The sequence below is a fragment of the Chlamydiifrater volucris genome, assembly GCF_902806995.1.
Lineage (GTDB): Bacteria > Chlamydiota > Chlamydiia > Chlamydiales > Chlamydiaceae > Chlamydiifrater > Chlamydiifrater volucris.
Window position 1 is genome coordinate 1,039,194 of sequence record NZ_LR777654.1, and the last position, 25,624, is coordinate 1,064,817.

The following is a 25,624-nucleotide window of genomic DNA, read 5'->3' on the forward strand; positions in this document are numbered from 1 at the left end:
TATTCCCTCCGAAACGAACGTACGGGGATGATTTTCAACTAGATCGACGATTTCTCGGCATACTACCGAAACGCATTAGCCGGAGCAAAACAAGAATAGCGAGCATCGAACAACGAAATATTAGCAAAAATCTTCAGAGGTAAGTATGAAAAAACTCTTCAAGTCGGTATTGTTTGCCGCAGTCTTGGGCTCCGGCGCCACCTCCCTCGGTTTGCCTGTAGGGAACCCTGGTGAACCCAGCCTATTAATAGATGGAGTATTATGGGAAGGAGCTAGCGGAGATCCTTGCGACCCTTGCTCCACTTGGTGCGACGCTCTCTCTTTACGCGCGGGCTTCTTCGGCGACTACGTCTTCAATAGACTCCTTAAAACCGATGTGCCTGCCCAATTCCAAGGAATGGCTGCTATGGTGTCTGGGGGCACTGTTTCTAATGCTACTACTCCCGTCTCCAGAGCAAATATAGCTACACACAAAAATATGACGCAGTCCGAGCTCTATACCAATGCAGGCTACCTCGCTCTCAATATCTGGGATCGTTTTGATGTCTTCTGTACCCTGGGCACCACTAATGCCTACATCAAAGGCTCTTCAGCTGCTTTTAACCTTATTGGACTCATAGGGAAAGCTGCTGATCCCGGCAATGCTCTTGATGCCAGCAAAACTAGGCCTAATGCAAACATTGCTAATGCTTTTGTAGAGCTCTACACAGATGCTGAATTCTCTTGGAGTATCGGCGCTAGAGGCGCTCTCTGGGAGTGCGGGTGTGCTACTTTAGGGGCGGAATTCCAATATGCTCAAGCCAAACCCGAAATCTCCCAGATCAATGTCGTCTCTAACGTCGCTCAGTTCTCTATCGCTCATCCCAAAGGTTTCATCGGAGAAGACGCTAAACTTCCCCTTCCCTACCTGACTACAGAAAAATCTCCAGACATGAGTAAAACAAAATCTTTATCAGCAAATTATAACGAATGGCAAATAGGACTGGCTCTAGCTTATAGACTTAACTTCATCTCGCCTTATGTCGGTATCAAGTGGTCCAGAGCTAAAATCGACTTCGATGGCGCTTATATCGCCCAACCTCAACTAACAGAAGCTGAGGAAAAATTAGACATGCAGACTTGGAATCCTACTCTCTTTGGAACAAAGGCAACTGGAGCTGCTGACGAAGATGTATTAACTCAAGTATCCGTCACCTTGAATAAATTGAAGTCTAGAAAGTCTACAGGATTCGTCACCGGAGCTACTTTAATTGATGCTGATAAGTTTGCAGTAACTGTTGAAGGACGCTTCATAGATGAAAAAGCCGTACACGTTAACGGCCAATTCCGCTTCTAGTTTAATTTAGAAGTTATCGAAGGTTTTTGTTATCGGAATCAGGGTTCCCCTGATTCCGATTTCTTTTTAATTGCATTTTCTCTCAACTACATCTTGTCAAAAAACTCTAAATTAGATAAACTTCCCCTCTTGTCTGCGCCCGTAGCTCAATGGTAGAGCTGTAGCCTTCCAAGCTACCGGTGTCAGTTCGATTCTGATCGGGCGCTATTCTAAACTGCCAAGGCTGAAATCCCGGACTTCTTTTTGGGATGCCCTGTTAACATATTTTTACAAATAGAGGAACAAAGCTTGGAATCACAAAATCTTCCTATCACAATTAAAGAGCTCATTGAAGCCGGCGCTCATTTCGGGCACCAAAAAAGGCGCTGGAACCCCAAGATGAAGCGGTTCATTTTTGAGGAAAGGAATGGGCTGTACATAATCAATTTGGCAAAAACTTTACAAAAGATTCGCGAAGCTGTTCCTTGTGTAAAGAAAGTTGTTGGAGAGCATAAGTCTATACTTTTTGTTGGAACAAAGAAGCAAGCTAAGGGTGTCGTTCGTGAGGCTGCTGAGGCGTCGGGAGAGTTTTACGTTTGTGAAAGATGGTTGGGCGGAATGTTGACCAATATGAGCACTATTCGCCAATCTGTAAAAACCTTAGAAAAAACAGAACACGAGTTAGTCGCTGGCCAAGATTACCTAACCAAAAAGGAGTTGTCTTTGCTGGCGAAGAAAAGGGCTAAGTTGGACAGAAACCTTTCTGGCGTCCGGTTTATGAAGCAACTCCCTGGACTATTGGTTGTTGTTGATCCTAGTTACGAAAGGATTGCCGTGGCTGAAGCGAAAAAATTGGGCATTCCTGTTTTGGCGCTAGTAGATACCAACTGTGATCCCACGCCCATTGATCATATTATTCCTTGTAATGATGACTCCTTAAAGAGCATAAAGCTGGTTGTGAACGTGGTCAGAGATGCGGTTGTGGCTGAAAAAACCCGACTGGGCATAGCTATTTCCCCACCAGAAGAGTCTTTAGCGGCTTCTAATATTTCTAGCGCGCATTCCTCAACTGCAGAGCAGATGTTATCTATGAAATTTGATGATGGGGGTCGAGAGAATGAAAGCTAATACTTCTATGGAGGACATTAAGACTCTCAGAGCTCAAACTGGGGTTGGTCTTACGAAATGTAAGGAGGCGTTAGAAGCGTCTGAAGGCGATCTTGAGAAAGCTGTCCTTTACTTACGAAAGTTGGGGTTGGCTTCCGCTGGAAAGAAGGAAAGCAGAGAAACTAAAGAAGGGCTAATTGGTGCTTGGGCCGATGGCAAGGGCTTTTCTCTTATCGAAGTTAATGTGGAAACTGATTTCGTCGCTAGCAATGACGTCTTTAAAGGCTTTGTGAAGAATTTAGTCGGGGCTCTGCACGCCTTCGCTAGTGATGACTTGGAAAAGTTTTTGGCTCTTCCCTATCCCGAAGACCCTTCTGTAACTGTTGACCAACAAAGAGCTGTTGTAATGCAGACGGTTGGGGAAAATATTCGAATTAATAAGATTGCTTTCCGCTCTTCGGGCAAAAACGGCAAAGAGAGTTGTGGTATTTATTCTCATGGGAATGGAAAAAATGTTGCCGTGGTCGTCATAGAGGGTTGTGACAAATGTGACGCTTTGGCGAAAGATATTGCCATGCACGTGGTAGCTTCTTCTCCAGACTATATATGTAAAGAGGATATTCCTTCTGAGATTATTGAGAGAGAGAAAGAGGTAATAATTTCTCAAATTCAAGGGAAGCCTCAATCTGTTGTCGATAAGATTGTCGAAGGAAAGCTATCTAGTTTTTACAAAGAAGTTTGTCTTCTAGAGCAACCTTTCGTAAAAGACCCAGACAAAACCGTGGGGCAATTGCTTGAAGAGCAAGGAAAAGCTAATGGAGTCTCTTTAACGTTGACTTATTTTTCAAACTGGAAAATAGGAGCTTAAATAATGTCTTCTCTGCCAAAACGAGTCCTTTTCAAGATTTCTGGGGAATCTTTAGCAAAAGAATCTGGGGGTGGTTTAGATGAGGTTCGCTTGTCCGCTATGGTTGGAGAACTTCGTCGAGTAAAGAATCTTGGGGTCCAGACTATCGTTGTTATCGGCGGAGGCAACATTCTCAGAGGGCTAGAAAAGGAAAAAGAACTACAAATCAACAGAGTTTCTGCCGATCAGATGGGCATGTTAGCTACTTTGATCAACGGGATGGCTTTGGCTGATGCTTTGAAGGCTGAGGGTATCTCCTGCTTACTTACTTCTACACTTTCTTGTCCTCAAGTCGCAGACTTATACAACCCAGAGAAAGCATTGGATGCTCTAACCAGTGAAAAGATAGTTATTTGCACGACCGGAGCCGGGACTCCCTATTTAACAACGGATACGGCAGCTGCCTTAAGGGCTTGCGAACTCAGGGTAGATCTACTCTTGAAAGCTACTATGCATGTGGATGGGGTGTACGATAAGGATCCGAGAAAGTTTGACGATGCTATTAGGTACGATAGGATTTCTTATCGGGAGTTTTTGACGAAACAATTAGGAGCTATGGATGCTTCAGCAGTGACTCTTTGCAGGGACGGTAATGTTCCTATCCGGGTTTTTTGTTTAAGCAGATATTCCCTAGAGAACGCTCTTTTGGACGATTCCATTGGTTCTTTGATTTGTAAGGAAGAATAAGAGAGGTCGAGGTGTCTTTTTCCCTAACATTCCTAGTTTCAGAAGCAGACAAAAAAATGGAGTCTCTAGTTGAAGAGTTTCGTCAAGATATTGCGGCAACGCATGCAGGAAGGGCTAGCCCAGGGCTGGTTGAAAATGTTTCTGTGGAAGCTTATGGGACTACCATGCCTATCAAAGAGCTGGCGATTATTTCTATCCCTGACGCGAGGAGTATCCTTATTTCCCCGTTTGATGCAAATAATACCTCTGCTATCTGTAAAGGGATTTTAGCTGCGAATATTAACCTAAATCCTCAAGCTGAGGGTTCCACCATCCGAGTAATTATTCCGGAGATCAGTGCTTCTTTTCGAGAGAGTATGATTAAGCTCGTCCGACGCAAAGGAGAAGATGCCAAAATCGCTGTAAGAAATATTCGTAGAGACGCTAATACTGCTGTCAAGGCGGTCACCGGTGTCGGAGAGGATGAACTAGAAAATGCTGAAAAAAAAATCCAGGACTCGACCAATTCCTATTGCAAAGTAATAGATAGTGTTGTCAAAGCCAAAGAAACGGATTTGATGACTATTTAGTCTTTATCTTGGGCTTTTTACCACAAACTGGTGTCCTCCTCCAAAAAAAGATCTTTTCCGTCCCTAATGGGAAGCCCTGGCGATCCGTCATATGATTCTAGGATTTCTTCAGATCTGATGTCGAAGAGCTCTGCATACCTTCTTAAGAAAGGCATGCTGCTCTGGATTTCAGAAAAGTTTAAAACAAATCTCATCCAGTTTTCTTGAGATACTTCAAAGCCCGGATATAGAGCTTTGCTTAGCTTGGCGTACGAGTGCCAGGACAAACAAAGTGTGTAAAATTCTTCCCATCGCATCATCAGAGTCTTTAACACCCGTAAATCAAACTCCAAAGGCAAAGAAGCTAGCATTCTGGCTTGCCGACCTTTGAAAATTTCAACGCTAGAAAGAAACCTGGGATAAGTAAACAATAACGAAGGCTTTTCCTTCCCCAATTTTTTTACATACTGGACAAATCGAACAACTCTACACTCCTTATGAAATTCCTGCTTGTATATCAATAAGGCTTCTGGATACACCGCCCGAAGCCAATCTTCTAATTCCAAGAAAAAAGATTCAAAAGAGTCGTTAGCACAAAGGTAATTACGCTGATCTAAAAACTCTTCATAACTGCTCTCCTCTTCACCCGGAGATGCCTCGCAGAAAATAGAAGCCCAATCTTTAATTTCAGCCGTAGTACAATACGAAAGCAATACTAAAAAGAATTCTCTCTCTAACCTATCTTGAAGAGTGGAAATTGGATATTGAGGAATCTGAACTCTTCCAATGAGATTCTGTGCCCATACTCCAATGAAAACCCCTGACAAAGCATCTTTAATCTGCATCTTATTAGCAAAATACTTCGTCAAATAAGGACTCTTGAAATCCACATGTTCGTTCTTCACCAGTTCCAAAAAATTCTGAAATTCATCTTGTTCCTGAGCAACTTCAAGATGTTCTAGACGCACAATGTCTTTAGATAAGACAAAAAATAAAACAACAAACGAAACCGAAGATACAAACCCTGTGGAAGCCATGACTAGACCCGGAAGGCAAGGAATAACGCCAAGAAAACCTAGTATCATAACAACGATAGACACCACAGACAATATGGATGCCATAGCAACTGAGGGAACAACCAGGGACGACAATACTTTCTTCGTTGGAGGAGATCCTTCCGAAAGTGGTTCGCTGCTGACTCCCATGTTGTGTATGTGATGTACATTTATCATTGAATCTCTGAAACTAAAAAAGGACCCACCGCAGGACACCAGACAAAGCACCCACGCCCAGCAACAAAAAATCTTTCTGTTGAATAAAGGTCTACGCAAACTTTTCTTGAAAACAAGAAAAAAATCTTTTAACAGAAAAAATATTTCTCGTAAATAAATAGAAATGTTTGCCCTAAAGAGGGAAAACAAGTAGAATCCCTCCTTGTTTCAGTCTGGTACTGGCCCCATCGTCTAGCCTGGCCCAGGACATCGGATTTTCATTCCGGTAACAGGGGTTCGAATCCCCTTGGGGTCAACACAGTCGTTCTGTTTACGAGGAGTGTGTTCGGGTCTTTAGCTCAGCGGTTAGAGCACCTCACTTTTAATGAGGGGGTCGAAGGTTCAAATCCTTCAAGACCCAAACATCTTTTTTCTTCGTTTCAAAAAAGAATCCTGTAGATTGTTTTTTTTCACCTTCATGAGTAGAATCCGGAAAGTGGTCTGCTCTCGAAGGATCTTATGGATACAGGTGCTGCTAACCCCCCGAAATGTTATCTCTGTCAAAATACTGCTACACGCTGTTTTACAATCGTAGATAAAGAAAAAACGGTGCGCTCTTACGTGTGTGCTGACTGTCCTTCTCCAGGTCATTACCGAACACATCAATTACAATCTCAGGAAAATCGTGACAGTCCCAAAATCCATCTTGAATGTGGAAACTGCGGAACTACATGGAATCAAAATGCACAAAAATTGTTAATGGGATGTCCTCAGTGCTACGAAAATTTTAAAAGCGCTTTGACGGCTCGTTTCACCAAAACTATGTCTCCTTTTTTCCAAAAAGAGCATCTAGAAACTCTTCATCCAGGAAGAAAGCCTGGTCAAGCTTTTATCACTAGCCCAATGATTAAATTGATAGCACTTAACGAAGCGTTAAAAGACACTTTAGAAAAAGAGGATTATGAACAAGCTGCTCTCTTAAGAGATCAAATCAATCAAATAAAAAACCAAAATTCCCATGAGTGATTGTAATACAACAACTTTTCAAGAATTCTTACAGCAAAAACAAATACAAACTTACAATCCTATTTGGTTTGCTTCAACTCTTTCTTTATCCAGAAACTTGTCTTCTTTCTCTTTTCCCCACAATCTGGACAAAGAACAGCGTTGCGATATCCTAAAATTAGTATCCTCTGCCATCCAAGACACTACTACACTAGGAAGAGCCCAAACGATTTCTGCGAAGGAAACCGCTCCAAAATATAAGGAGTTCTTACACGAGCATTTCCTCTGTCCCCACGATAACCAAGAATATTCAGAGGGACAAGCCTTCGTAACTTCCCCTACAGAAAACGCCTTAGCAGGCATCAATTTTGATGATCACTTGTTTCTGTATCTTATAGATTTTTCCACGGATCCGGAAACGAGTTGGAACAAATTAGTATCCCTAGAGACGTCCTTACAAAAAAAACTATCTTTTGCTTTTTCCAACAATTTTGGCTTTCTCACAGCTGACCCGGAACGTTGCGGAACAGCTTTTTCTTATAAAGCCTACCTTCACCTACCAGCTCTTTTATACACAAAAAATTCCGAGCCTTTTCTCGATGAAAATTCCGAAATCTCTTTCGAGAGCTTTCTTCAAGGAACGAAGCCTTTCCCTGGAAATATTGTAACCATTTCAAACCTTTACACCCTTGGATTAACAGAAGAAAATATCCTTTCTTCGATCCGTCTATGGGCATCTAAACTTTCTGTAGCAGAGGCAACGGCCAGAAAAAAATTACTTAGTGAACATAATGAAGCCCTATCAGATACCTTATCTCGCTCTATAGGATTACTTAAACATTCTGTTCTCTTAGAGCTGGAGGAAACTTTAAATGCTTTAAGCTGGATACAACTGGGTATCGATTTAGGAAAAATTAGAAGCTCCAAAACTTCTTGGATTCCTTTGTTCTGGACTGTTAGAAGAGCCCATTTAACCCTCTACAAAGACTTCCAAAACCTTCCCGAAGTGAAATATGAGGACATCCCCAAAATAAGAGCCGATTACATAAAAACCTTTGTAAACGGCCTCACCCTTGCGTAAATGCCCAAAGCCGGGCTTGAACCGACGACCTACGCGTTACGAATGCGTTGCTCTACCAACTGAGCTATTCGGGCTTGCGAGTAATCATAAAATCTAATTATCTTGTTGGCAAGGAAATGATGCTTCTGTAGCCCCTTACACAATAGAGGGGGTTATACATCTATTAGGCTTTTCTTATAGAAAAGCCTAGCCTCGAAGCCCACGCTCTCTCTTTACGCGCGGGCTTCTTCGGCGACTACGTCTTCAATAGACTCCTTAAAACCGATGTACCCAATACTTTCAAGATGGCTATTCAGCCTACGAATGCAAATAGCAATACGGATTTAGCCAGTGGAGAAGAAACTCTAACTTCTTCAAAACCTAGAGAAAATGTAGCTCTTCACAAAAACATGACGCGATCTGAGCTTTATACCAATGCAGGCTACCTTGCTCTTAACATCTGGGATCGCTTCGATGTCTTCTGTACCCTAGGCACCACTAACGCCTATATCAAAGGATCTTCTAATGCCTTCAACCTTATAGGATTATTAGGTGCACAAGCCAATGGCACAAATTTACCCAACGTTTCCATCGGAAATGCCTTTGTAGAGCTTTACACTGACGCAGAGTTTTCTTGGAGTATCGGAGCTAGAGGTGCTCTTTGGGAATGCGGGTGCGCTACACTAGGTGCTGAATTTCAATACGCTCAAGCGAAACCCGAAATCTCTCAAATCAATGTCGTCTCTAACGTCGCTCAATTCTCTATCGCCCACCCTAAAGGCTTCGTTGGAGATCTAGCTAAATTGCCGCTGACATCTGACAAAACTAAAGCGAAATCCTTAACGGCAGACTATAACGAGTGGCAAGTAGGATTGGCTTTAGCTTATAGACTCAACTTTATCTCTCCTTACGTCGGTATCAAATGGTCCAGAGCTAAAATCGACTTCGATGGCGCTTATATCGCTCAACCCGAATTGCCTGCAAAAATATTGGACTTAGTTACTTGGAATCCTACTCTTGGCGGAGTTGCTGCATCTATAGCTGCAAATAAAGATGTTTTAGGAGACGTATCCGTCACCTTGAATAAATTGAAGGTTAAAGGATTAGACCCTCTATACAATAGAGGATCTTATACATCTATTAGGCTTTTCTGCAAGAAAAGCCTAACCTCGAAGCCCACGCTCTCTTTACGCGCGGGCTTCTTCGGCGACTACGTCTTCAATAGACTCCTTAAAACCGATGTGCCTGCCCAATTCCAAGGAATGGCTGCTATGGTGTCTGGGGGCACTGTTTCTAATGCTACTACTCCCGTCTCCAGAGCAAATATAGCTACACACAAAAATATGACGCAGTCCGAGCTCTATACCAATGCAGGCTACCTCGCTCTCAATATCTGGGATCGTTTTGATGTCTTCTGTACCCTGGGCACCACTAATGCCTACATCAAAGGCTCTTCAGCTGCTTTTAACCTTATTGGACTCATAGGGAAAGCTGCTGATCCCGGCAATGCTCTTGATGCCAGCAAAACTAGGCCTAATGCAAACATTGCTAATGCTTTTGTAGAGCTCTACACAGATGCTGAATTCTCTTGGAGTATCGGCGCTAGAGGCGCTCTCTGGGAGTGCGGGTGTGCTACTTTAGGGGCGGAATTCCAATATGCTCAAGCCAAACCCGAAATCTCCCAGATCAATGTCGTCTCTAACGTCGCTCAGTTCTCTATCGCTCATCCCAAAGGTTTCATCGGAGAAGACGCTAAACTTCCCCTTCCCTACCTGACTACAGAAAAATCTCCAGACATGAGTAAAACAAAATCTTTATCAGCAAATTATAACGAATGGCAAATAGGACTGGCTCTAGCTTATAGACTTAACTTCATCTCGCCTTATGTCGGTATCAAGTGGTCCAGAGCTAAAATCGACTTCGATGGCGCTTATATCGCCCAACCTCAACTAACAGAAGCTGAGGAAAAATTAGACATGCAGACTTGGAATCCTACTCTCTTTGGAACAAAGGCAACTGGAGCTGCTGACGAAGATGTATTAACTCAAGTATCCGTCACCTTGAATAAATTGAAGTCTAGAAAATCTAAAGGGTTAGACCCTCTATACAATAGAGGGTCTTATACATCTATTAGGCTTTTCTTATAGAAAAGCCTAGCCTCGAAGCCCACGCTCTCTCTTTACGCGCGGGCTTCTTCGGCGACTACGTCTTCAATAGACTCCTTAAAACCGATGTACCCAATACCTTCAATATGTCTACCCAAAATACAGATACCACAGCTTCCACAACCTCTACACCAAGAGAGAACGTAGCCTTGCATAAAAATATGACACAATCTGAGCTCTATACCAATGCAGGCTACCTCGCTCTCAATATCTGGGATCGCTTCGATGTCTTCTGTACCCTAGGTACCACTAACGCTTACATCAAAGGATCTTCGGCTGCTTTTAATCTAATTGGATTAATTGGAGATACTAGCGCTAGCACAGCTGAACAAGCCGTGCCTAATGTTTCTATTGGAAATGCCTTCGTAGAACTCTACACAGATGCTGAGTTTTCTTGGAGTATCGGCGCTAGAGGCGCTCTCTGGGAGTGCGGATGTGCTACTTTAGGGGCGGAATTCCAATATGCTCAAGCCAAACCCGAAATCTCCCAAATCAACGTCGTCTCCAACGTTGCTCAATTCTCTATCGCTCATCCTAAAGGCTTCGTCGGAGATTTAGCTAAACTGCCTCTACCTACACTTTCCGGTAGTGGAAAACCTTCAGACCTGTCCAAAGCTAAATCTGCGATAGCAAACTATAGTGAGTGGCAAGTAGGACTCGCTTTGGCTTATAGACTCAACTTTATCTCTCCTTACGTCGGTATCAAGTGGTCTAGAGCTAAAATCGATTTCGATGGTGCCTATGTTGCCCAGCCTCAACTAGAAACTGCTAAATTAAATCTTCTAACTTGGAACCCTACTTTGGCTGGAGCGGGAACAGTTCCTGGTAGTACAATGCAAGATGTGCTCACTAAAGTATCCGTTACCTTGAATAAATTGAAGGTTAAAGGATTAGACCCTCTATACAATAGAGGATCTTATACATCTATTAGGCTTTTCTGCAAGAAAAGCCTAACCTCGAAGCCCACGCTCTCTTTACGCGCGGGCTTCTTCGGCGACTACGTCTTCAATAGACTCCTTAAAACCGATGTACCCAATACCTTCTTTATGTCAAAGCAAGCAAGTGATGCTGCTTCAAGCAGTTTCACTGGAGAAGATCTTCCCAACATAGCTTTACACAAAAATATGACGCAATCTGAGCTTTATACCAATGCAGGCTACCTCGCTCTCAATATCTGGGATCGCTTCGATGTCTTCTGTACCCTAGGCACTACCAATGCCTACATCAAGGGATCTTCAGCTGCCTTCAACCTCGTGGGTCTTTTGGGAGCCAACGATGCTGATTCTCTGGGCAGTAATGCTGTTCCAAACGCTTCTGTTGGGAACGCTTTTGTAGAACTTTATACCGACGCAGAGTTTTCTTGGAGTGTCGGGGCTAGAGGCGCTCTCTGGGAATGCGGGTGCGCTACTTTAGGGGCGGAATTCCAATATGCTCAAGCCAAACCCGAAATCTCCCAAATCAACGTCGTCTCCAACGTCGCTCAATTCTCTATCGCCCATCCTAAAGGTTTCGTTGGAAGAGACATTAAACTTCCTTTACCAACCAAATCTAGTTCTACTGCCCCAGATTTATCAAAAACAAAATCTGCATCAGTGAATTGTAGCGAGTGGCAAGTAGGGCTAGCTCTGGCTTACAGACTCAACTTTATCTCTCCTTATGTCGGCATCAAGTGGTCTAGAGCTAAAATCGATTTTGATGGCGCTTATATAGCTCAACCCCAGCTAGAAACACAAAAGTTAGACCTCATCACTTGGAACCCTACATTAGCTGGCGATAATTTGACTGCTACAAATGACAATAAAAGTCAGGACGTACTCAAAAAAGTATCCGTTACCTTGAATAAATTGAAGTCTAGAAAGTCTACAGGATTCGTCACCGGAGCTACTTTAATTGATGCTGATAAGTTTATTGTAGAAATGAGATACTTCAAACTCTAGACTTCAATTTATTCAAGGTGACGGATACTAAGGTTAAGACATCTGCTTCTGCGACTACAGCTGCAGCTCCGGACAAAGTGGGGTTCCAAGTTAACATGTCTAATTTTTCTGCTTCTAATTGAGGTTGAGCTATATAAGCGCCATCGAAATCGATTTTAGCTCTAGACCACTTGATACCGACGTAAGGCGAGATAAAGTTAAGTCTATAAGCTAGAGCCAGTCCTACTTGCCACTCGCTGTAATTTACTGAGACAGACTTAGTTTTAGTTAGGTCTGGGACAACAATTCCGCTTACTGTTTTATTGGGTAGAGGAATTTTAGCGTCTTCCCCGACGAAACCTTTAGGGTGGGCGATAGAGAATTGAGCGACGTTAGAGACGACGTTGATTTGAGAGATTTCAGGTTTGGCTTGAGCATATTGGAATTCTGCACCTAGTGTAGCGCACCCACATTCCCAAAGGGCCCCTCTAGTGCCGATACTCCAAGAAAATTCTGCGTCCGTGTAGAGCTCTACAAAAGCATTACCTATAGATGCATTAGGTCTATCTCCAGTTGCTGTTGCTGCTCCGCTTTTTCCAATAAGTCCGATAAGGTTAAAAGCAGCTGAAGAGCCTTTGATGTAGGCATTAGTGGTGCCCAGGGTACAGAAGACATCAAAACGATCCCAGATATTGAGAGCGAGGTAGCCTGCATTGGTATAGAGCTCGGACTGCGTCATATTTTTATGCAAAGCTACGTTAGGGCGGGATTCAGCGGAGTTTACAGTTGACTGATTAGTTGTGATGGAAGCGCTCATGCCTTCGAAGGTGCTGGGTACATCGGTTTTAAGGAGTCTATTGAAGACGTAGTCGCCGAAGAAGCCCGCGCGTAAAGAGAGAGCGTCGCACCAAGTGGAGCAAGGGTCGCAAGGATCTCCGCTAGCTCCTTCCCATAATACTCCATCTATTAATAGGCTAAGCGTGCCAAGGTATATTGACCAGAATACTTATCCCCTAGCATAAGCTAGGGGATGCAAAACTATTAGTGTTTAATATCAAGGACTTTCAAATCAGTGTCGGAAGAAACGGGTTGAGGAACTTTTTGACACTCAGGAGCACATCGAGGAGCCACTTCTAGAGAAGCTTTTTCTGCTTCCCAATTGTATCTGTATCCTTCTTTGTTAGTTAGCAATGTACCTTCCTCGAAACTTGTTATAACCTTAGGCTTGATAAACATCATAATGTTTCTTTTTTGCCTTTGGTCAATAGTTCTTGAGAACAAGCCTCGGAGAAGAGGTATTGAACTCAACACAGGAACCCCAGAAGATATTTTGGTTGTTTTGTCCCTAATGTGTCCACTCATAACGAGGAAGCACCCATCTGGCACTTGCAATCTAGTGGAAGCGTAAGTCTTATCCGTCGTAGGAGTCAATGTAGCTCCCGCGGAGTGAATTTCTGATATGGTTTGCTCTATTTGCAAAGTGACAACATTGTTAGGAGCAATTGTAGAAGTCACTACAAGATTAACTCCAATGTCTTCATACTCGATATTCTGAGTAACAGACCCTGTTTCTTGAATAATAGTATTTGTTGTCTGATAAGGAATAGTTTGTCCCACAAAGAACGATGCTCTTTGAGTATCTTGAGTCATAATGCGAGGATTCAAAACTATGACTGTATCTCCGTCTTGATCCAAAGCACTGAGCAACCCACCAAGTGTCAGGAATGACTTTCCTTTATGGCTCAAAACATTTCCTATAATACCCAATCCGAATGCCGAAGATAGATTAACCATGTCGGAAAATCCTCCAAGCTGTCCAGGTGTAGGTAGTGGCAACGCTGCCGCTGCAGGGGATCCTGGAGGCGCTGCTGCCCTGGAGGCAGACGAAATTGTTGGGGAAGGAGGAGCATTGCTAAGCAACCCAGAAGCATAAGCCAACTTGCTTTGCTCATCCCCTAGAGCTATCCATTGCACTCCAAAATCCCAAGAATTTTCCAAACTTGTTTCAAGAATGAGGACCTCAATGTAAACCTGTTTTGGAGGAAGATCTAAACCATTGAGAAGGCTAACCACCTTATCGACGTTTGCCTGATTCCCAACAATAACAATCGAGTTGTTGACCTCTAACCACTGCACGCTATTAACAGTATTAATGAAATCCTCATCCATAGCATTAGTTACGTACAAGTTATCCCCGATATCTTGCAAAGCTTGAGCTATCGCCGCTCCATTTTGATATTTGAGCTTGTACATAAAAAAGCGATTGCTTTTTGGACTCACCGTGCCTGGTGTCGACAAATTACTTATGGGACCAGGGACATCCTCAAAAGTATGCGCCATCTCAGGAACGTCCAAAGATTTTAAAAGCTGGATGGCCTTAGATGTCAATCTAGGGGAAGATACGATGAAAATCTTGTTAGTTCCCGGCTGCAGGAATATCTGAAAAGTTTCATCCTCTGCCATAGCACCGAGAACATCTTGACAATAGCTAATCAAAGCCTGCGGATTCGCATACACCACTTCGTAATCGCCCATATCTACAGAGGTCCCGGGGCCATCCAAAGCTGCCAACAATTCCCCAACCTTATCTACGTTTCCAGAAATATCCGATACGATGACATGCCGAGTATTCTCAGAGGCACTTACAATGGCATCGTGAGATAGAAGCGGTTGTATAATATTTACTGCCGCAGAAGGACTAACACTGTATAAACGGAAGACACGAGTGACCACCACAGATTCACAATTATCCTTAGCTGTTCCATCAGTCACTACCGTGGATAATTTAGAAATATTTGGATTGCGGTAGATTAAAACGTTGTTCCCCTGTTCCACGACTTTCAAGTCGTGCATCTTCAACACTTGAAGAAGGATTGTAGATAAATCATCGACAGATGTCGGATCATGAGAAACAATGGTTACATTGAACTGCAAATCTTGGCTATCAAACACAAAATTTGTGCCAGAGATTTTACTAACAAACTGTAATAGTTCGATAATAGAAATATCTTGGAAATTAACCGTATACCCGTTTTCCTTGAGGTCATCGCAAGAGAGTTGCTTAGTACTTTCAAAATTAACTACAGAGCCTCTCTCTTTAAACCCTCTATCCTTTGCAGCGGTCACTAAAGTGTGAACGTTGGAATCGTCTTCCGGTGGTTTATTCTCCAAATTCTGTTGCGCATGGGCTTTTGCTACTTCTGCAGCTCGTTTGGCCAAAGCTTGTTTGTCGTCCCAAATTTCAGCTACGGTTTCTGTATCTATCTCTCTGTCACGAGCTGTAGGATCAGCCAATTGTTTAGGAGGAAACTTACTGCTTCCTCCTCGGTTAGGAGGGAGTTTGCCTGCTATTCGTTTTTCTGCAGCTTGTTTTTCTAAAGCTTGCCCGGCAGATAGTTGTTTAGAAGCTGACTGTTTAGAAGCAGAACTCCTACTCAATCCCTTAACAAGACTACCATTTTTTGCCGTATGAGAAGTCGGGCTTGTCTCTCCGAACCCAAATCCTTGCGACGCCGCCGGTGGGGTGAAGGAATTTGAGGATCTCTTACCAGAACTACGGATGGTCACCCCAGAAGGCGGTTTCGTCTGCACTCCTGAAGGATGCGCAGCCACAGACCTTCTGGGTGGTGTGGGTTTACTAGTAGCGTTCTTTGGACATGCAGCAACCAGCCCCTCTAATCCACCATCAGACATGCGCCCTCTAGGATGATCGGCATATATCTCCTGATTTTTCCTAACTCCTTTTGCATCACCGCTACGAGAACCATCAAAGCCTAGGACTGCAGAAGGAAAGCAAAATGCGACAAGAAAAGCTCCCATCTGTTGCTTTTGTTTACGAGCGGACCGTAAGACTTTTTTAATAAACTTTGAAATCACGTTTTTCACTGTGTTCTCTTTAAACTAATAAGCGTTCTCGCATCAGAGTCATTCCAGGTCATCTGGGCACAAGCACCCACCATGTCATCCATAACTTGGAACATACTCGTTTGCTCTCTATCTTGCAACTCCAGACATAAGGGAATTGTTAAAAGATTGGAGAAAACATCTTCCTGCCAATTATGTAATATTGCTTCATCTCCTATTTCCCATGCAACCTCGGTTTCCCTAATTTGCTCGGAAGAGATTTTCCCTAAGGGATCTTCGTTTCCAAAAACCTTCTTCACCTTACCTTTTGAAGAAACTATATGTAGAGAAGTCTTACCACAGGCAACACACGTAAGAATATTATTTGTAGCAGACAATCTAAGAGCCGTTAAAGAAACTCCTCCACTAGGAAATGGTGGATGCATCGCAGAAATAAGATCATTGACCTCTCTTACAGCATCCTTCAATGATAGCCTGTTTATAGCACTACGAAATAAACCTTTTACATAAGCTAAAGGCAACAGCATCTTTGATCGCGTTTCATCCTCAACTTGAGCTAAAACAAAGATATATTCATTCCCCCTAGAGATACTTTCGTAGTAAACGGGAACAAGCGATGTTACATGACGAGAAAGAGCTAACTCCATACTTGTTGGCGCCGATACCGACCGTGGAGACAGTATCTCCAAGCTATCAGAAAGACTTTCATGAAACTCTGTTATGGAATCGTAACTTCTATGATCTTTTTCTAAAGCCTGTGATTCTTCATAGGTCTCGATATCTGCCAGTAATTCCGTTACTGAAGCATACCTTGAAGATGGAGAAGGATGTAGCGCTTTTGCAATAATCTTCCCTATTTCCTCAGGAACCAAAGAAAGATACACTCTTCCCAAAGATAGTCTGCCCAGAATAAGCTCATAAGCTATTACTCCCAAGGAATAAATATCTGCATTATAAGATATTTGCTTGCCAAATTTTTGCTCTGGACTCATGTATGCAGGGGTCCCGTCCAGGGCTGCTGAGGCTTTAGGGAAATATACAAAATCGGAAGAAGATATTCCAAAATCCACCAACTTCACTATATTGTCGCTGGTAACAAGAATATTTTCTGGTTTCAAATCTTTATGCAAGATGTCTTGCTTGTGTAAGTACTCAATTGCTGAAGCTATCTGCTTTACAATATCTAGAGCCTTGCGAAGAGAAATAGGCTCATGCAAAATAATGTCCCTGAGAGATCTTCCACGAACATACTCCATGGCTATGTATAGTCCTTTCTCCCATTTCCCGTAGCTTAGCAGGCGGACAACGCCTGGATGATTTACTTTTCCTATGATCTTTGCTTCTTTCAGGAAACTTTCTACATTCTCCCGGTGGAAAACATGCGGGGCAGACAAAATTTTTACGGCAACGGGCAGACCGGAGCTTCTTTGTCTAGCAAGAAACACCTTGCTTTTAGTTCCGTTTGCGAGGATCGTTTCTATACGATAACCCCCTATCACCAGACCTTTGAAAGAATTCTCTTCGCCGTCCATGGAAAGCCATTTTGATTAAATATCTAAAACTCTGACTCCAAGAACATCCCCTAATGCAATAATCTCCCCCCTTCCAACTTTTGCTCCTTGAACCACTAAGTCCACCCCTTGATTTGGACTAACTCCCAAATTTAGGGTGCTTCCAGGCGTTAATTTCATAAACTCTTCAACAGTTAATGAGTACCTAGCCACCTCTACCACCAGATTAATAGGGAGCTTCGAAAGAGCATCTTTACCCTCGCTAGCATTTTCTGGTGCTGGCGCTGAAGCATTTTCTGGTTGATCTTCCATGTGATTGGCCTCCTCCTCTGGGGTAATAGCGGAATACCCAGTAATTTTAAATTCTGTTGAAGTAGCATCTACAAATCGCCCACCAAAGAATTTCTTCTTTTGAATGGACACTAATGCTCCACACTCTCCCGTTTCTGGATCAAACATACACCCGTCCAGCATAACAAATGACCCAGGAACAATCGCCTGCCACTCTTCTTTGGTTAAGTTACTATGTCCAACCTCGATAGCCATTGTTAATGGCAAAGTTTTATCTATCTTTTCTGGATCAAAAGCAGCGTTTAATCCGGAAAAGAAGGTCTCGCATCCTCCTATTGTTTCCTGAGGAAACAATAGTCTGAAGCGAAAAACCTTACCATCCAAGACACAAGAAATATCTATGACTTGACAATCTTCTGTAACTGCCGATGCTGAAAACTCTGCGTCTCCAGCAACTTTTATCGACATTGAAGGAATCCACTGCAAGGTTTGCAATAGATGACTCATCTCTGCCACAAAGTAATAATGAAATCCTAGCAATTTATCCTTCTCATAAAAATAAGAAGCTAGCGTACTATCAGAGAAAACGGAAATTATCCATTCCTTCAGATCCTCTTCCGACGATACCAAGAAAAATTTTCCGGGATTTACCGGTTGCATTACCATAGGTTGCACTAAGCAATGCATCCCAAATTCTGATAAAGCCTGTTTGGGCTTCATCTTCCCTCGAAGTTCAAAAGAAAGAGAACAGGTGGTTTTACCAAACTTTTCCTTTAGTAACCGACAACATTCCTCCAAAGGAAAAATTGGCGGCGATAAGGAGATTTCCTTCCCCCCCAAACTGTCGAGGAACTCTTCTCGATGCTTTAGCCAGCTGACTCCAGGTTCCATCATACTTGTCATATCAACCCATCATGATGTGCAGCAGAAAGCCACACATTTTTCCTACAATTGAACTTCTTGTATTACTTGCTCTTCTTTTTGCTGGTCTCGACGATTTTTATCATTTTGACCCTCTCTGTCCTTTTCAGAGTCACGATGTTGTATAGAAGCCGCTATCATATGTAAAGGACTTTGGATTTCTTCCCGAGTAGGCAGTTGAACAACTTGACCTGCAACCACCATCTCTCTCAGAACTAATTGACGGTTTCCTAAGTTTTGGACTAAAACCTGCAAATTTTCAGGGTTCCCCAACACCAGCTCCATAGCCTTCGCTGCTTGAGCTTGATCGGTAAAATTGGAAAAGGCAACGGAGATACCTTCGCCTTCCTTAGTCATGGTCAAATTCGCGCCCACAAAAGCCTCAGGCACTTCCTGACTCTCGGAAAGAATAACTTCTACGAGCTGTCCGCCTTGGATATCTCCAATGAACATGGAATCTACAGCTTTCACTATGCAGCTCTCCACCCAATCTAAGGAAGGAGCAGACACTACCACAGAAGCAGCTTCTAAAGAAGTTTCTACGCTTTGGGGAGCGATAACATCCATCATTGCCAACCCTGCTGCTCCCCCGTCATAAAGAAGACCTTCTTTGCTTTCCTTTTTTTCTTCCTTAGTCGCTATAGAGGCTGGCCCCTCTTCTAATTTTTTATCTTCCTGCCCCCGTCGTTCTCCTCTTGCAACTTTCCCTTGCTGACGAGAATTGGATCGAGTTTCCCGATTTAAAGAGAAAGTTTTAACATCTCGATTATCTACAGGTTCGGGCTTGTTGTTTTTCGTAATACGGGAATCCTTATTGCAGCTATAAAGAGATGTGTCTCCTGAAGTTTTATTTAGTTCCATATTACCTTCCCCCTTATCAATCTTAGTGTTTCCTTCGACGCAACTGGAAGAGCAGCTGCCCCATTTCGTCTTGTTCTTTTTCTTCTGCTCGCGCTTCTTCTTGTAAAGCTTCTTTCATCCAACTTTCTTTGTGTAGACGAGTTTTTTCTTCCTCTTTTCGTCTTTTCGTCAAATCTACTTCTGCTTTTTCCAGTTCTTTGGCAGCTACTAGCACAAGCTCTTTTTGTTTTTTAACTTTTTCTTCCTCCTCAGCCAATTGAACTGCCACTACTTTGATATATGACTTTATTTTTAGCACTTCTTCACTAGTTGTCCCCTCATCCAGCTTCTCTCTAAGCTGCTGGATTTTCTGCATATAGTGGTTTTTTACTTTATCTCGCCCGGACTCTTTTTCTCTGAGTTTTTCTTTTTCTATCTCCAGTAAACGACGTTTTTCCTTGACCACTTTCTCAGCACGTTCTACCCGATCACGCTTAATAGTCAGTACAGTTTCCAGAGGATACTTAGGCATTTCCTACTCTTTTCCCGAGCTTCTTTTGCACTAACGGAATATGGCTCTTAATTGTTGAGCTGCTTCCTCATAATTTGTTTTTTCGTGCATATCCTGCTTTAAGAAACGATTTAGTTTATCAATATGGTCAATGGCAAAATCTACTTCCCTATCAGACCCACGCTTATACTCACCGATGCGAATCAACATCTCGTTAGCCTTATACTTAGCCAATACTTCCCTGGCTTTCCCTATAATCCTACGCTGTTCCTCAGGAACAATGGCCGTTAATAAACGGCTAATAGATGCCAAGACATCTATTGCTGGGTAATGGTAAGACTGAGCAAGAGCGTTTGAAAGCACAATATGACCATCAAGAATAGACTTCACTTCATCAGCCACAGGCTCGTTCATATCATCTCCCGCAACCAAGACCGTATATAGAGCAGTAATAGATCCTTTATCCGATGCCCCTGCCCGCTCCAATAGTTTGGGTAAGGTAGAAAATACAGATGGAGTGTACCCTGCTCGAGCTGGAGGTTCTCCCGCTGCTAATCCCACCTCCCTCAAAGCTCGAGCAAACCTAGTGACAGAATCCATCATCAAAATAACAGTCTTACCTTGATCTCTGAAATACTCTGCAATCGCTGTGCCTACGTAAGCAGCATTTAACCGGAGCTGAGAAGACTGGTCAGAAGTAGAGATGACTATTACTGAACGTTTCATTCCCTCTTCACCAAGATCCTTTTCTATGAATTCTCTGGCCTCTCGTCCCCGTTCTCCAATTAAAGTAATGACGTTAACATCAGCCTCTTCTGCATTTCTGGCAATCATTCCTAACAGAGAAGACTTACCAACTCCAGCACCGGCAAATATCCCTACCCTTTGGCCTCTGGCAATAGTTAACATACCATCAATGCAGCGAACACCCGTGGATATGATGGTGTCCAATCGCTTCCTTTTTAGTGGGTCAGGAGGAGCTCGAAAAATAGGATACACTTCGTCGGCGTCCACAAGAGGCCCTTTAGTATCCACATCGATAGGCTCTCCGAGCCCATTAATCACTCGCCCCAGCAATCCTTGGCCAGCACGAATATGTAGGGGCATTCCTGTGGGAATAACTTCTGATGAAGGGCTTACACCCGTCAATTCTCCTAACGGTGATAGAAAAGCAAAGTCTGAGGTAAATCCTACTACTTCAGTAACTAGAGGCTCCATATTAGCTCTTTTAACCAAACAAACCTCGCCTACGCGAATGTTTGGCACAACAGCTTTGATTAACATCCCCACCACTTCTACAATTCGTCCAACCATAGACGTGAGATGAACATCCTTTAAGCCTGAAAGGAGAGTATCAAATTCTGTCGTAAGACCTTCCATGGATTAACCCAATTGTGTTGTCATAATTGTTTTAATACTACTCACAGTTGTCCCAACAATGCTGGAGAAAAGCTCTGCGCGCTGAGTAGCACGTTGCACAGCGTATTGAATTTTCATGAAATTCGCTACACTTTCTGGCTCCCCATTCCTATCGGAAAAGTATAAAAGAGCCCTGTTAAGGACTTCCTCTCCGGAAGAAATCCAATCTACTACTCGTCGAGCGACAGAACGATTTTCTTCCTTATCTTTATCAGAGTCTTGCAGAGATTGTCCTGAATGTTGAGCTATAGCAGCTAAATCTTTATCTATCAGATTCATGATAGTATTCACAGCTTCTATGTGCTCTGCTTGCAACTTTTCTGTGCGTTCGGAATCATGCATTTGCAGCTTAAAATCATTGAGCCTTCGCTTCAAATTATTGATTTGTTCCTCTAACTCTGCGGATTGAAGCTCCTCTTCTATCTCCTTATCAACAAGACTAGAATTTTTTTCCCGAATAAGAGACATAAGATCTGGCTTATCAATAACTGTTTTCTCTACAGCTATCTCAGAAGATTTGGAAAGAGAAAAACTTTTTATATCTTTCCTATTTGCCTCCTGAACAGAAGGCTTCCCTGTTTGTTCTGTAGAAGAAACAGGATCCTCAGAATCCATTCCTGTTAAAGCTTTTATAACATCTATCATCTCGTAACCACTCTGCTTCTGCGTCAAGATTTTCTGGCTAAATACTGGAAATTTGGCTTCCTCCCAAAATTATCTTAATGGGCCAGCACTTTTCTTAGCCAAAGCCTCATGCCAATCCATGATAGAGCGAGCAAAAGCTTTTGTCGTAGCAATTTCACATTCAGCCAAAATCTTTTCTGCTAAACGGAAACTGTTCTCTAAACTTTCTCTTCGCACTTCAAAAGTGCTACCCTGATCCAAGACGATTAACATATGTGTTAGAGAGAGAAAAGCTTTAATACTCCAGTTATCCCCTTCTCGTTCATGTAAGGCGGACAATCTCTCTGCAGCCTCTTTCAATTGCATCTTATGCAGAGCTATAAGAGCCTGTCCCAACTCTTTTGCGTAATGTTCAGAGTCAAGAACACCGAGAGCATCAAAGATCTTCCTTGCTCCCTCTTCATCCCCTTGCTTCATAGCTAACATGCCACCCTCAAACAAGAGCGCAAAATCTTCTTTAAAACTTTCCATAAAAGCTTCCTCCCGTCCTTCGTATTATTAACTACCTTTAACAGCTCTTGCCATAGTGATCATTTCCGTGTGAACAGCAGTAAGAACGTTAGAAACAGCTTCAACATATTGCGACAAAATCTGCATACGGAATTGAAGGTTGAACATTGTCCCTAGATCAACAGTTCCTTGAGTGGATGTCTCTAGTTCAGTAAGATATTGCTGGACTCCCTGCACATACTTACATATGCCGTCCAACATCTCATTAAAATTAAAAACTGTACAGCTACTACTGGACATAAAAGTTAGCCCCCTTCAATTACACAATTTTACGGTTGATTCGCCCAAGAACTTTCTGGAGGGCTAAATAACCCGCCAATAGTGTTTGTTTTTTCTCGAAAGAATCCTTATCAGCACCCTCTCGAAGCATAGCGTTGAGCACTCTTACTTTTTCTCCGATGGAATTATTTACCTTCTGAGCCTCAGTAGAGTCACTCATAGTGACTTCCAAATCAAAAGATTCTTGTTTATCTCTTGCACTTTTTTTTGTGCTCTCCATATTGAACATAAAAACAGTACCTTTTTTACAAAGCTTTTTATTTTAAATGGCTATTTATTGTAGTCGATCTTGTACTTCAACCCATCTCTTTCTAAAAAGATGCTATTAGGCTGTATACTTGTAACTGTCATGCCATCTATGACATCTCCTCGGGTGAGAATTTTTCCATTAACCACTACATTGATACTTACATCCCCATATTTAGAATACCCCGTCACCCGATAACGATTGGGATACCTATGACTGAGGTCTATGAGCCCCTCTTCAGCTGGCAGCAGCACAGCAAAGTTCTTTACAACACGAACACCCGACAACTCGCCTAATTCCTGTATCACAGAACGGAACCGTTCATTTTCGCTGTTGTTAACATAACCAGTTAAGATGAGCTCTCCATTGATGAAAGACACTTGGATATTTCCGAAGCCATTTTGTAATAAACGTCCTTCTATGGATTTGAGCATGATATTTTCTACTATTACGCTATTATCCAAGAGAGAAAGGTACTGGAAGTGCAAATTCAGATAATCAGTGAGGCATGCAGCTTGTTCTTCAGTTTTAACATAACCGTTCAAAACAAAACGTCCTGGCTCTGGGGAACTCATAGAAATACCCTTGAATTCTGGACGCTTTGAAAGAAGAATATTCATTTCTTGCCAAACAGCTTCATCATCTATCACGTTATCGTCGACAGATTTTACAAAGAAAAGCGCATCAATTTTGTACATCAACTCGCTCTTTTCAATGCCATTCTTGACATGTCCAACAAGGAACAACTGCCCATTATTTTTATTGAATGTATAGCGAACTCCCGGAAATAGTTTTGTTACCCCTTCCAAATCCGATTGAAAATCTATATTCTCTATAGGAATAACTTCCTTGGAATGAAAAAGGGAAGCGGTTCCAATACCAAACAGAATCGCTAATCCTCCGATGAACAAGGTGAGAATAAACGTTCCCGTAGGCAAAGTAGCTTTTTTGGCAGCCTCTTCCTCAAGCCGCTCTTCCTCCAAAGGATCCACCTCAGGATCTTGCCTACCGAACAATCCATAGTTTTCGGGAGAAAAGCTAGCAACAATGGTTTCGGCTGGTGCTTGTTGGTCAATTAAGAGGAACAGTGTTGTTCCCAAAGCAACCACCATATTTGCTGAAACAGAAGAATTGCTTTCTATCTTCTTGCCTTCAACGACCACACCATTCTTGCTGCCCAAATCCTCAATAGAGATAGCTCCCTCACTGCTAACTATGAGTTTAGCGTGCTGATGAGAAACACTGGTATCGTCAAAAACGACGTCACAAATATCTGCGTTAGAACCTATAATGTATTCTTTGCCTGCGTCAAGGTGAAACTCAGCACCAATATTAGCACCAGCAAGAACTTTTAATAAAAACCTTGACGGACGCGATAGGTCCACAGTTACATCTTTGCCGGAATTATCTAGTTCTGCAGGAAAAATCCCCTTATCAAAATCGAATAAATCTTCGACATCGAAAGGAGCTAAAACTTTTGGTTTATTATCTGTAGTTTCTGGCTTATCCGTTTTTTGCTCTGCAGAAGCCCCTGTATTATTTTCTACTTGACCTACAGGATTTTCCTCTTGCCCGTCATTTCCAGCAGAAGCCATACCTTCCCCTCCAGCTTCTGCAACAGGCGCTTCTTCTTTAGGAGGATTATTCTCTCCGCTAACTTCTTTCGAAGGACTACTTTCTACGCCATTTTCTTGTTTCACTTCCGGATTCAGAGTCCCTTTCCCTTTATCAATTTCAACTTTTTCTGCACTAACATCTGCTTCTTTCTCTGGCCCCTGTTGAGGAGAAGACTTATTAGCCTTAACCTCATCTTTTCTTTTAGAGCTTTCGGCCTCTTCCTTATTAGGCGGTGAATCTTCTTTTGACTGACCCGAAGGGGAGGAAGGTTGTTCCACATTTTTCATCCCCTCAGCACCATCCTTTTGCGCCTCTTTTCCTTCGGCTTTTTGAGGAGCCTCATCGTTGCTGTCAGCGCTCTCAATCTTAGTATTCTCTGCAGAAGGAGTTTCTTTTTTGGGCGCATCACCGACACCTTCAGCATTTAATTTTTCCGAGCTATCTGGGATCTCTACCATTTCTTCTGGGCTGCCTGCATTTTTTGCTGAAGCCAAAAAAGCTTCTGAAAGCGCCTGATCTTTCTCTGTGAATCCCTGAGGTCCGGAGGACGCCTTTTCGTCTTTTTTCTTCCCCTTGGAGCTCCCTTTCCTTTCAGAAGACTCCTTTTCCTTTTTCGATCCCGCTCCTTTAGAAGGTAACGCAGAAACATTTTCCGTTTCCCCAAATTCGAAGAAAAACGCTTCATTGAAATCTTCTTCCTTCTCAATGAAGAAAGAATACGTATTACTTCCTAACACTATGAGATCTGAGTCCTTCAAAGGAGATGTATCAGCTACAGCCACTCCGTTAACAAGAACTTCTTTAGAAGAGTCTGTATTCTTGACATAGTAGACATCTCCTTCCTTGTAAATCAACGCTTGGCAAGGAGCTAATCCAGAGTCTTCAATAGCAATATCACTTTGCTTTGCATCTCTTCCGATAGACCAATTATCCCCCTCTTCGAGAGACAAGACCATACCAGACAAAGGCCCTTTGCTAACTACTAACCTTACCGCCATACCTTTTCTTA

At 42.8% G+C, this 25,624-nt stretch carries 22 protein-coding genes and 4 tRNA genes; 12 read left to right on the plus strand and 14 right to left on the minus strand.

Going from position 1 to position 25,624, the window contains the following annotated elements; genetic code table 11:
- The first annotated feature begins 145 nt into the window (after window positions 1–145).
- From KJA62_RS04440 to frr, 6 genes are all read left to right on the plus strand, one after another.
- Window positions 146–1,336 (plus strand): porin, encoded by a 1,191-nt coding sequence (locus KJA62_RS04440; RefSeq protein ID WP_213318802.1) that lies wholly within the window; start codon window positions 146–148, stop codon window positions 1,334–1,336.
- Window positions 1,337–1,471: 135 nt separating this feature from the next.
- Window positions 1,472–1,542, plus strand: a tRNA-Gly gene (locus KJA62_RS04445).
- Window positions 1,543–1,624: 82 nt separating this feature from the next.
- Window positions 1,625–2,443 carry a 30S ribosomal protein S2 gene (rpsB, locus tag KJA62_RS04450; RefSeq protein WP_213318803.1) on the plus strand — a complete coding sequence of 273 codons (819 nt, stop codon included), beginning with the start codon at window positions 1,625–1,627 and terminating at the stop codon, window positions 2,441–2,443.
- On the plus strand, window positions 2,433–3,290 hold the full coding sequence (gene tsf / locus KJA62_RS04455; protein ID WP_246481898.1) for a translation elongation factor Ts: 858 nt from the start codon (window positions 2,433–2,435) through the stop codon (window positions 3,288–3,290). Before rpsB ends, tsf begins: the two co-directional genes overlap by 11 nt.
- 3 nt (window positions 3,291–3,293) lie before the next feature.
- Entirely contained in the window at window positions 3,294–4,016 is a 723-nt protein-coding gene (gene pyrH, locus KJA62_RS04460) for a UMP kinase (RefSeq protein WP_213318804.1), read from the plus strand.
- Between the two features lie 11 nt (window positions 4,017–4,027).
- Entirely contained in the window at window positions 4,028–4,585 is a 558-nt protein-coding gene (gene frr, locus KJA62_RS04465; protein WP_213318805.1) for a ribosome recycling factor, read from the plus strand.
- Window positions 4,586–4,602: 17 nt separating this feature from the next.
- Here the strand turns inward: frr and KJA62_RS04470 are convergent, their stop codons facing one another.
- The gene (locus KJA62_RS04470; RefSeq protein ID WP_213318806.1) at window positions 4,603–5,769 is read right to left on the minus strand and encodes a P-loop NTPase family protein; all 1,167 of its coding nucleotides are present in this window, start codon (window positions 5,767–5,769) and stop codon (window positions 4,603–4,605) included.
- Window positions 5,770–6,016: 247 nt separating this feature from the next.
- Between KJA62_RS04470 and KJA62_RS04475 the strand changes: the two genes are divergently transcribed.
- From KJA62_RS04475 to KJA62_RS04490, 4 genes are all read left to right on the plus strand, one after another.
- Window positions 6,017–6,091: transfer RNA gene (locus KJA62_RS04475), tRNA-Glu, on the plus strand.
- A gap of 32 nt (window positions 6,092–6,123) precedes the next feature.
- Window positions 6,124–6,196 (plus strand) — tRNA-Lys (locus KJA62_RS04480).
- A 98-nt stretch (window positions 6,197–6,294) separates the two neighbouring features.
- Window positions 6,295–6,801, plus strand: a complete 507-nt coding sequence (locus KJA62_RS04485) for a UvrB/UvrC motif-containing protein (protein ID WP_213318807.1) — start codon at window positions 6,295–6,297, stop codon at window positions 6,799–6,801.
- Complete coding sequence (locus tag KJA62_RS04490) at window positions 6,794–7,861, plus strand: protein arginine kinase (protein WP_213318808.1); 1,068 nt, start codon at window positions 6,794–6,796, stop codon at window positions 7,859–7,861. The genes KJA62_RS04485 and KJA62_RS04490 overlap by 8 nt, the downstream gene beginning before the upstream one ends.
- A gap of 1 nt (window position 7,862) precedes the next feature.
- On the opposite strand, the gene KJA62_RS04495 is transcribed toward KJA62_RS04490, so the two are convergent.
- Window positions 7,863–7,935: transfer RNA gene (locus KJA62_RS04495), tRNA-Thr, on the minus strand.
- Between the two features lie 102 nt (window positions 7,936–8,037).
- Here KJA62_RS04495 and KJA62_RS04500 point away from each other — a divergent pair.
- Window positions 8,038–9,987, plus strand: a complete 1,950-nt coding sequence (locus tag KJA62_RS04500; protein ID WP_246481916.1) for a hypothetical protein — start codon at window positions 8,038–8,040, stop codon at window positions 9,985–9,987.
- Window positions 9,984–11,942, plus strand: a complete 1,959-nt coding sequence (locus KJA62_RS04505) for a hypothetical protein (RefSeq protein ID WP_246481917.1) — start codon at window positions 9,984–9,986, stop codon at window positions 11,940–11,942. Before KJA62_RS04500 ends, KJA62_RS04505 begins: the two co-directional genes overlap by 4 nt.
- Here KJA62_RS04505 and KJA62_RS04510 read toward each other — a convergent pair.
- From KJA62_RS04510 to sctD, 12 genes are all read right to left on the minus strand, one after another.
- Window positions 11,932–12,915 (minus strand): porin, encoded by a 984-nt coding sequence (locus KJA62_RS04510; RefSeq protein WP_213318977.1) that lies wholly within the window; start codon window positions 12,913–12,915, stop codon window positions 11,932–11,934. The genes KJA62_RS04505 and KJA62_RS04510 overlap by 11 nt on opposite strands.
- A gap of 47 nt (window positions 12,916–12,962) precedes the next feature.
- Entirely contained in the window at window positions 12,963–15,740 is a 2,778-nt protein-coding gene (locus KJA62_RS04515; RefSeq protein ID WP_213318811.1) for a secretin N-terminal domain-containing protein, read from the minus strand.
- A 62-nt stretch (window positions 15,741–15,802) separates the two neighbouring features.
- Window positions 15,803–17,317 (minus strand): serine/threonine protein kinase, encoded by a 1,515-nt coding sequence (locus KJA62_RS04520; protein ID WP_213318812.1) that lies wholly within the window; start codon window positions 17,315–17,317, stop codon window positions 15,803–15,805.
- Window positions 17,318–17,332: 15 nt separating this feature from the next.
- Window positions 17,333–18,490 (minus strand): type III secretion system cytoplasmic ring protein SctQ, encoded by a 1,158-nt coding sequence (gene sctQ / locus KJA62_RS04525; RefSeq protein WP_213318813.1) that lies wholly within the window; start codon window positions 18,488–18,490, stop codon window positions 17,333–17,335.
- Between the two features lie 42 nt (window positions 18,491–18,532).
- Window positions 18,533–19,369: a DUF5421 family protein gene (locus tag KJA62_RS04530; protein ID WP_213318814.1), complete on the minus strand. Its 837-nt coding sequence runs from the start codon at window positions 19,367–19,369 to the stop codon at window positions 18,533–18,535.
- Between the two features lie 22 nt (window positions 19,370–19,391).
- Window positions 19,392–19,880, minus strand: coding sequence for a type III secretion T3S chaperone (locus tag KJA62_RS04535; RefSeq protein ID WP_213318815.1), 489 nt, complete (start codon window positions 19,878–19,880; stop codon window positions 19,392–19,394).
- 30 nt (window positions 19,881–19,910) lie between these two features.
- The gene (sctN, locus tag KJA62_RS04540; RefSeq protein ID WP_213318816.1) at window positions 19,911–21,239 is read right to left on the minus strand and encodes a type III secretion system ATPase SctN; all 1,329 of its coding nucleotides are present in this window, start codon (window positions 21,237–21,239) and stop codon (window positions 19,911–19,913) included.
- 3 nt (window positions 21,240–21,242) lie between these two features.
- On the minus strand, window positions 21,243–21,923 hold the full coding sequence (locus KJA62_RS04545; RefSeq protein ID WP_213318978.1) for a CT668 family type III secretion system protein: 681 nt from the start codon (window positions 21,921–21,923) through the stop codon (window positions 21,243–21,245).
- A gap of 69 nt (window positions 21,924–21,992) precedes the next feature.
- Window positions 21,993–22,433: a CdsG family type III secretion system protein gene (locus KJA62_RS04550; protein ID WP_213318817.1), complete on the minus strand. Its 441-nt coding sequence runs from the start codon at window positions 22,431–22,433 to the stop codon at window positions 21,993–21,995.
- 27 nt (window positions 22,434–22,460) lie between these two features.
- The gene (locus tag KJA62_RS04555) at window positions 22,461–22,712 is read right to left on the minus strand and encodes a DUF5407 family protein (RefSeq protein ID WP_213318818.1); all 252 of its coding nucleotides are present in this window, start codon (window positions 22,710–22,712) and stop codon (window positions 22,461–22,463) included.
- Between the two features lie 19 nt (window positions 22,713–22,731).
- A complete protein-coding gene (locus KJA62_RS04560; RefSeq protein ID WP_213318819.1) occupies window positions 22,732–22,980 on the minus strand; it encodes a DUF5398 family protein in 249 nt (82 codons plus the stop codon).
- A 41-nt stretch (window positions 22,981–23,021) separates the two neighbouring features.
- Entirely contained in the window at window positions 23,022–25,613 is a 2,592-nt protein-coding gene (gene sctD, locus KJA62_RS04565) for a type III secretion system inner membrane ring subunit SctD (protein WP_213318820.1), read from the minus strand.
- Between the last annotated feature and the right edge of the window lie 11 nt (window positions 25,614–25,624).

Coding starts and splice junctions, on each gene's coding strand:
- KJA62_RS04545 (WP_213318978.1), bottom strand. CDS start 21,923: ATGATAGATGTTATAAAAGCTTTAACAGGAATGGATTCTGAGGATCCT.
- pyrH (WP_213318804.1), top strand. CDS start 3,294: ATGTCTTCTCTGCCAAAACGAGTCCTTTTCAAGATTTCTGGGGAATCT.
- sctN (WP_213318816.1), bottom strand. CDS start 21,239: ATGGAAGGTCTTACGACAGAATTTGATACTCTCCTTTCAGGCTTAAAG.
- sctD (WP_213318820.1), bottom strand. CDS start 25,613: ATGGCGGTAAGGTTAGTAGTTAGCAAAGGGCCTTTGTCTGGTATGGTC.
- KJA62_RS04490 (WP_213318808.1), top strand. CDS start 6,794: ATGAGTGATTGTAATACAACAACTTTTCAAGAATTCTTACAGCAAAAA.
- KJA62_RS04560 (WP_213318819.1), bottom strand. CDS start 22,980: ATGTTCAATATGGAGAGCACAAAAAAAAGTGCAAGAGATAAACAAGAA.
- KJA62_RS04515 (WP_213318811.1), bottom strand. CDS start 15,740: ATGGGAGCTTTTCTTGTCGCATTTTGCTTTCCTTCTGCAGTCCTAGGC.
- KJA62_RS04530 (WP_213318814.1), bottom strand. CDS start 19,369: ATGGAACTAAATAAAACTTCAGGAGACACATCTCTTTATAGCTGCAAT.
- KJA62_RS04470 (WP_213318806.1), bottom strand. CDS start 5,769: ATGGGAGTCAGCAGCGAACCACTTTCGGAAGGATCTCCTCCAACGAAG.
- KJA62_RS04485 (WP_213318807.1), top strand. CDS start 6,295: ATGGATACAGGTGCTGCTAACCCCCCGAAATGTTATCTCTGTCAAAAT.
- sctQ (WP_213318813.1), bottom strand. CDS start 18,490: ATGACAAGTATGATGGAACCTGGAGTCAGCTGGCTAAAGCATCGAGAA.
- KJA62_RS04440 (WP_213318802.1), top strand. CDS start 146: ATGAAAAAACTCTTCAAGTCGGTATTGTTTGCCGCAGTCTTGGGCTCC.
- KJA62_RS04555 (WP_213318818.1), bottom strand. CDS start 22,712: ATGTCCAGTAGTAGCTGTACAGTTTTTAATTTTAATGAGATGTTGGAC.
- KJA62_RS04550 (WP_213318817.1), bottom strand. CDS start 22,433: ATGGAAAGTTTTAAAGAAGATTTTGCGCTCTTGTTTGAGGGTGGCATG.
- tsf (WP_246481898.1), top strand. CDS start 2,433: ATGAAAGCTAATACTTCTATGGAGGACATTAAGACTCTCAGAGCTCAA.
- KJA62_RS04535 (WP_213318815.1), bottom strand. CDS start 19,880: ATGCCTAAGTATCCTCTGGAAACTGTACTGACTATTAAGCGTGATCGG.
- KJA62_RS04520 (WP_213318812.1), bottom strand. CDS start 17,317: ATGGACGGCGAAGAGAATTCTTTCAAAGGTCTGGTGATAGGGGGTTAT.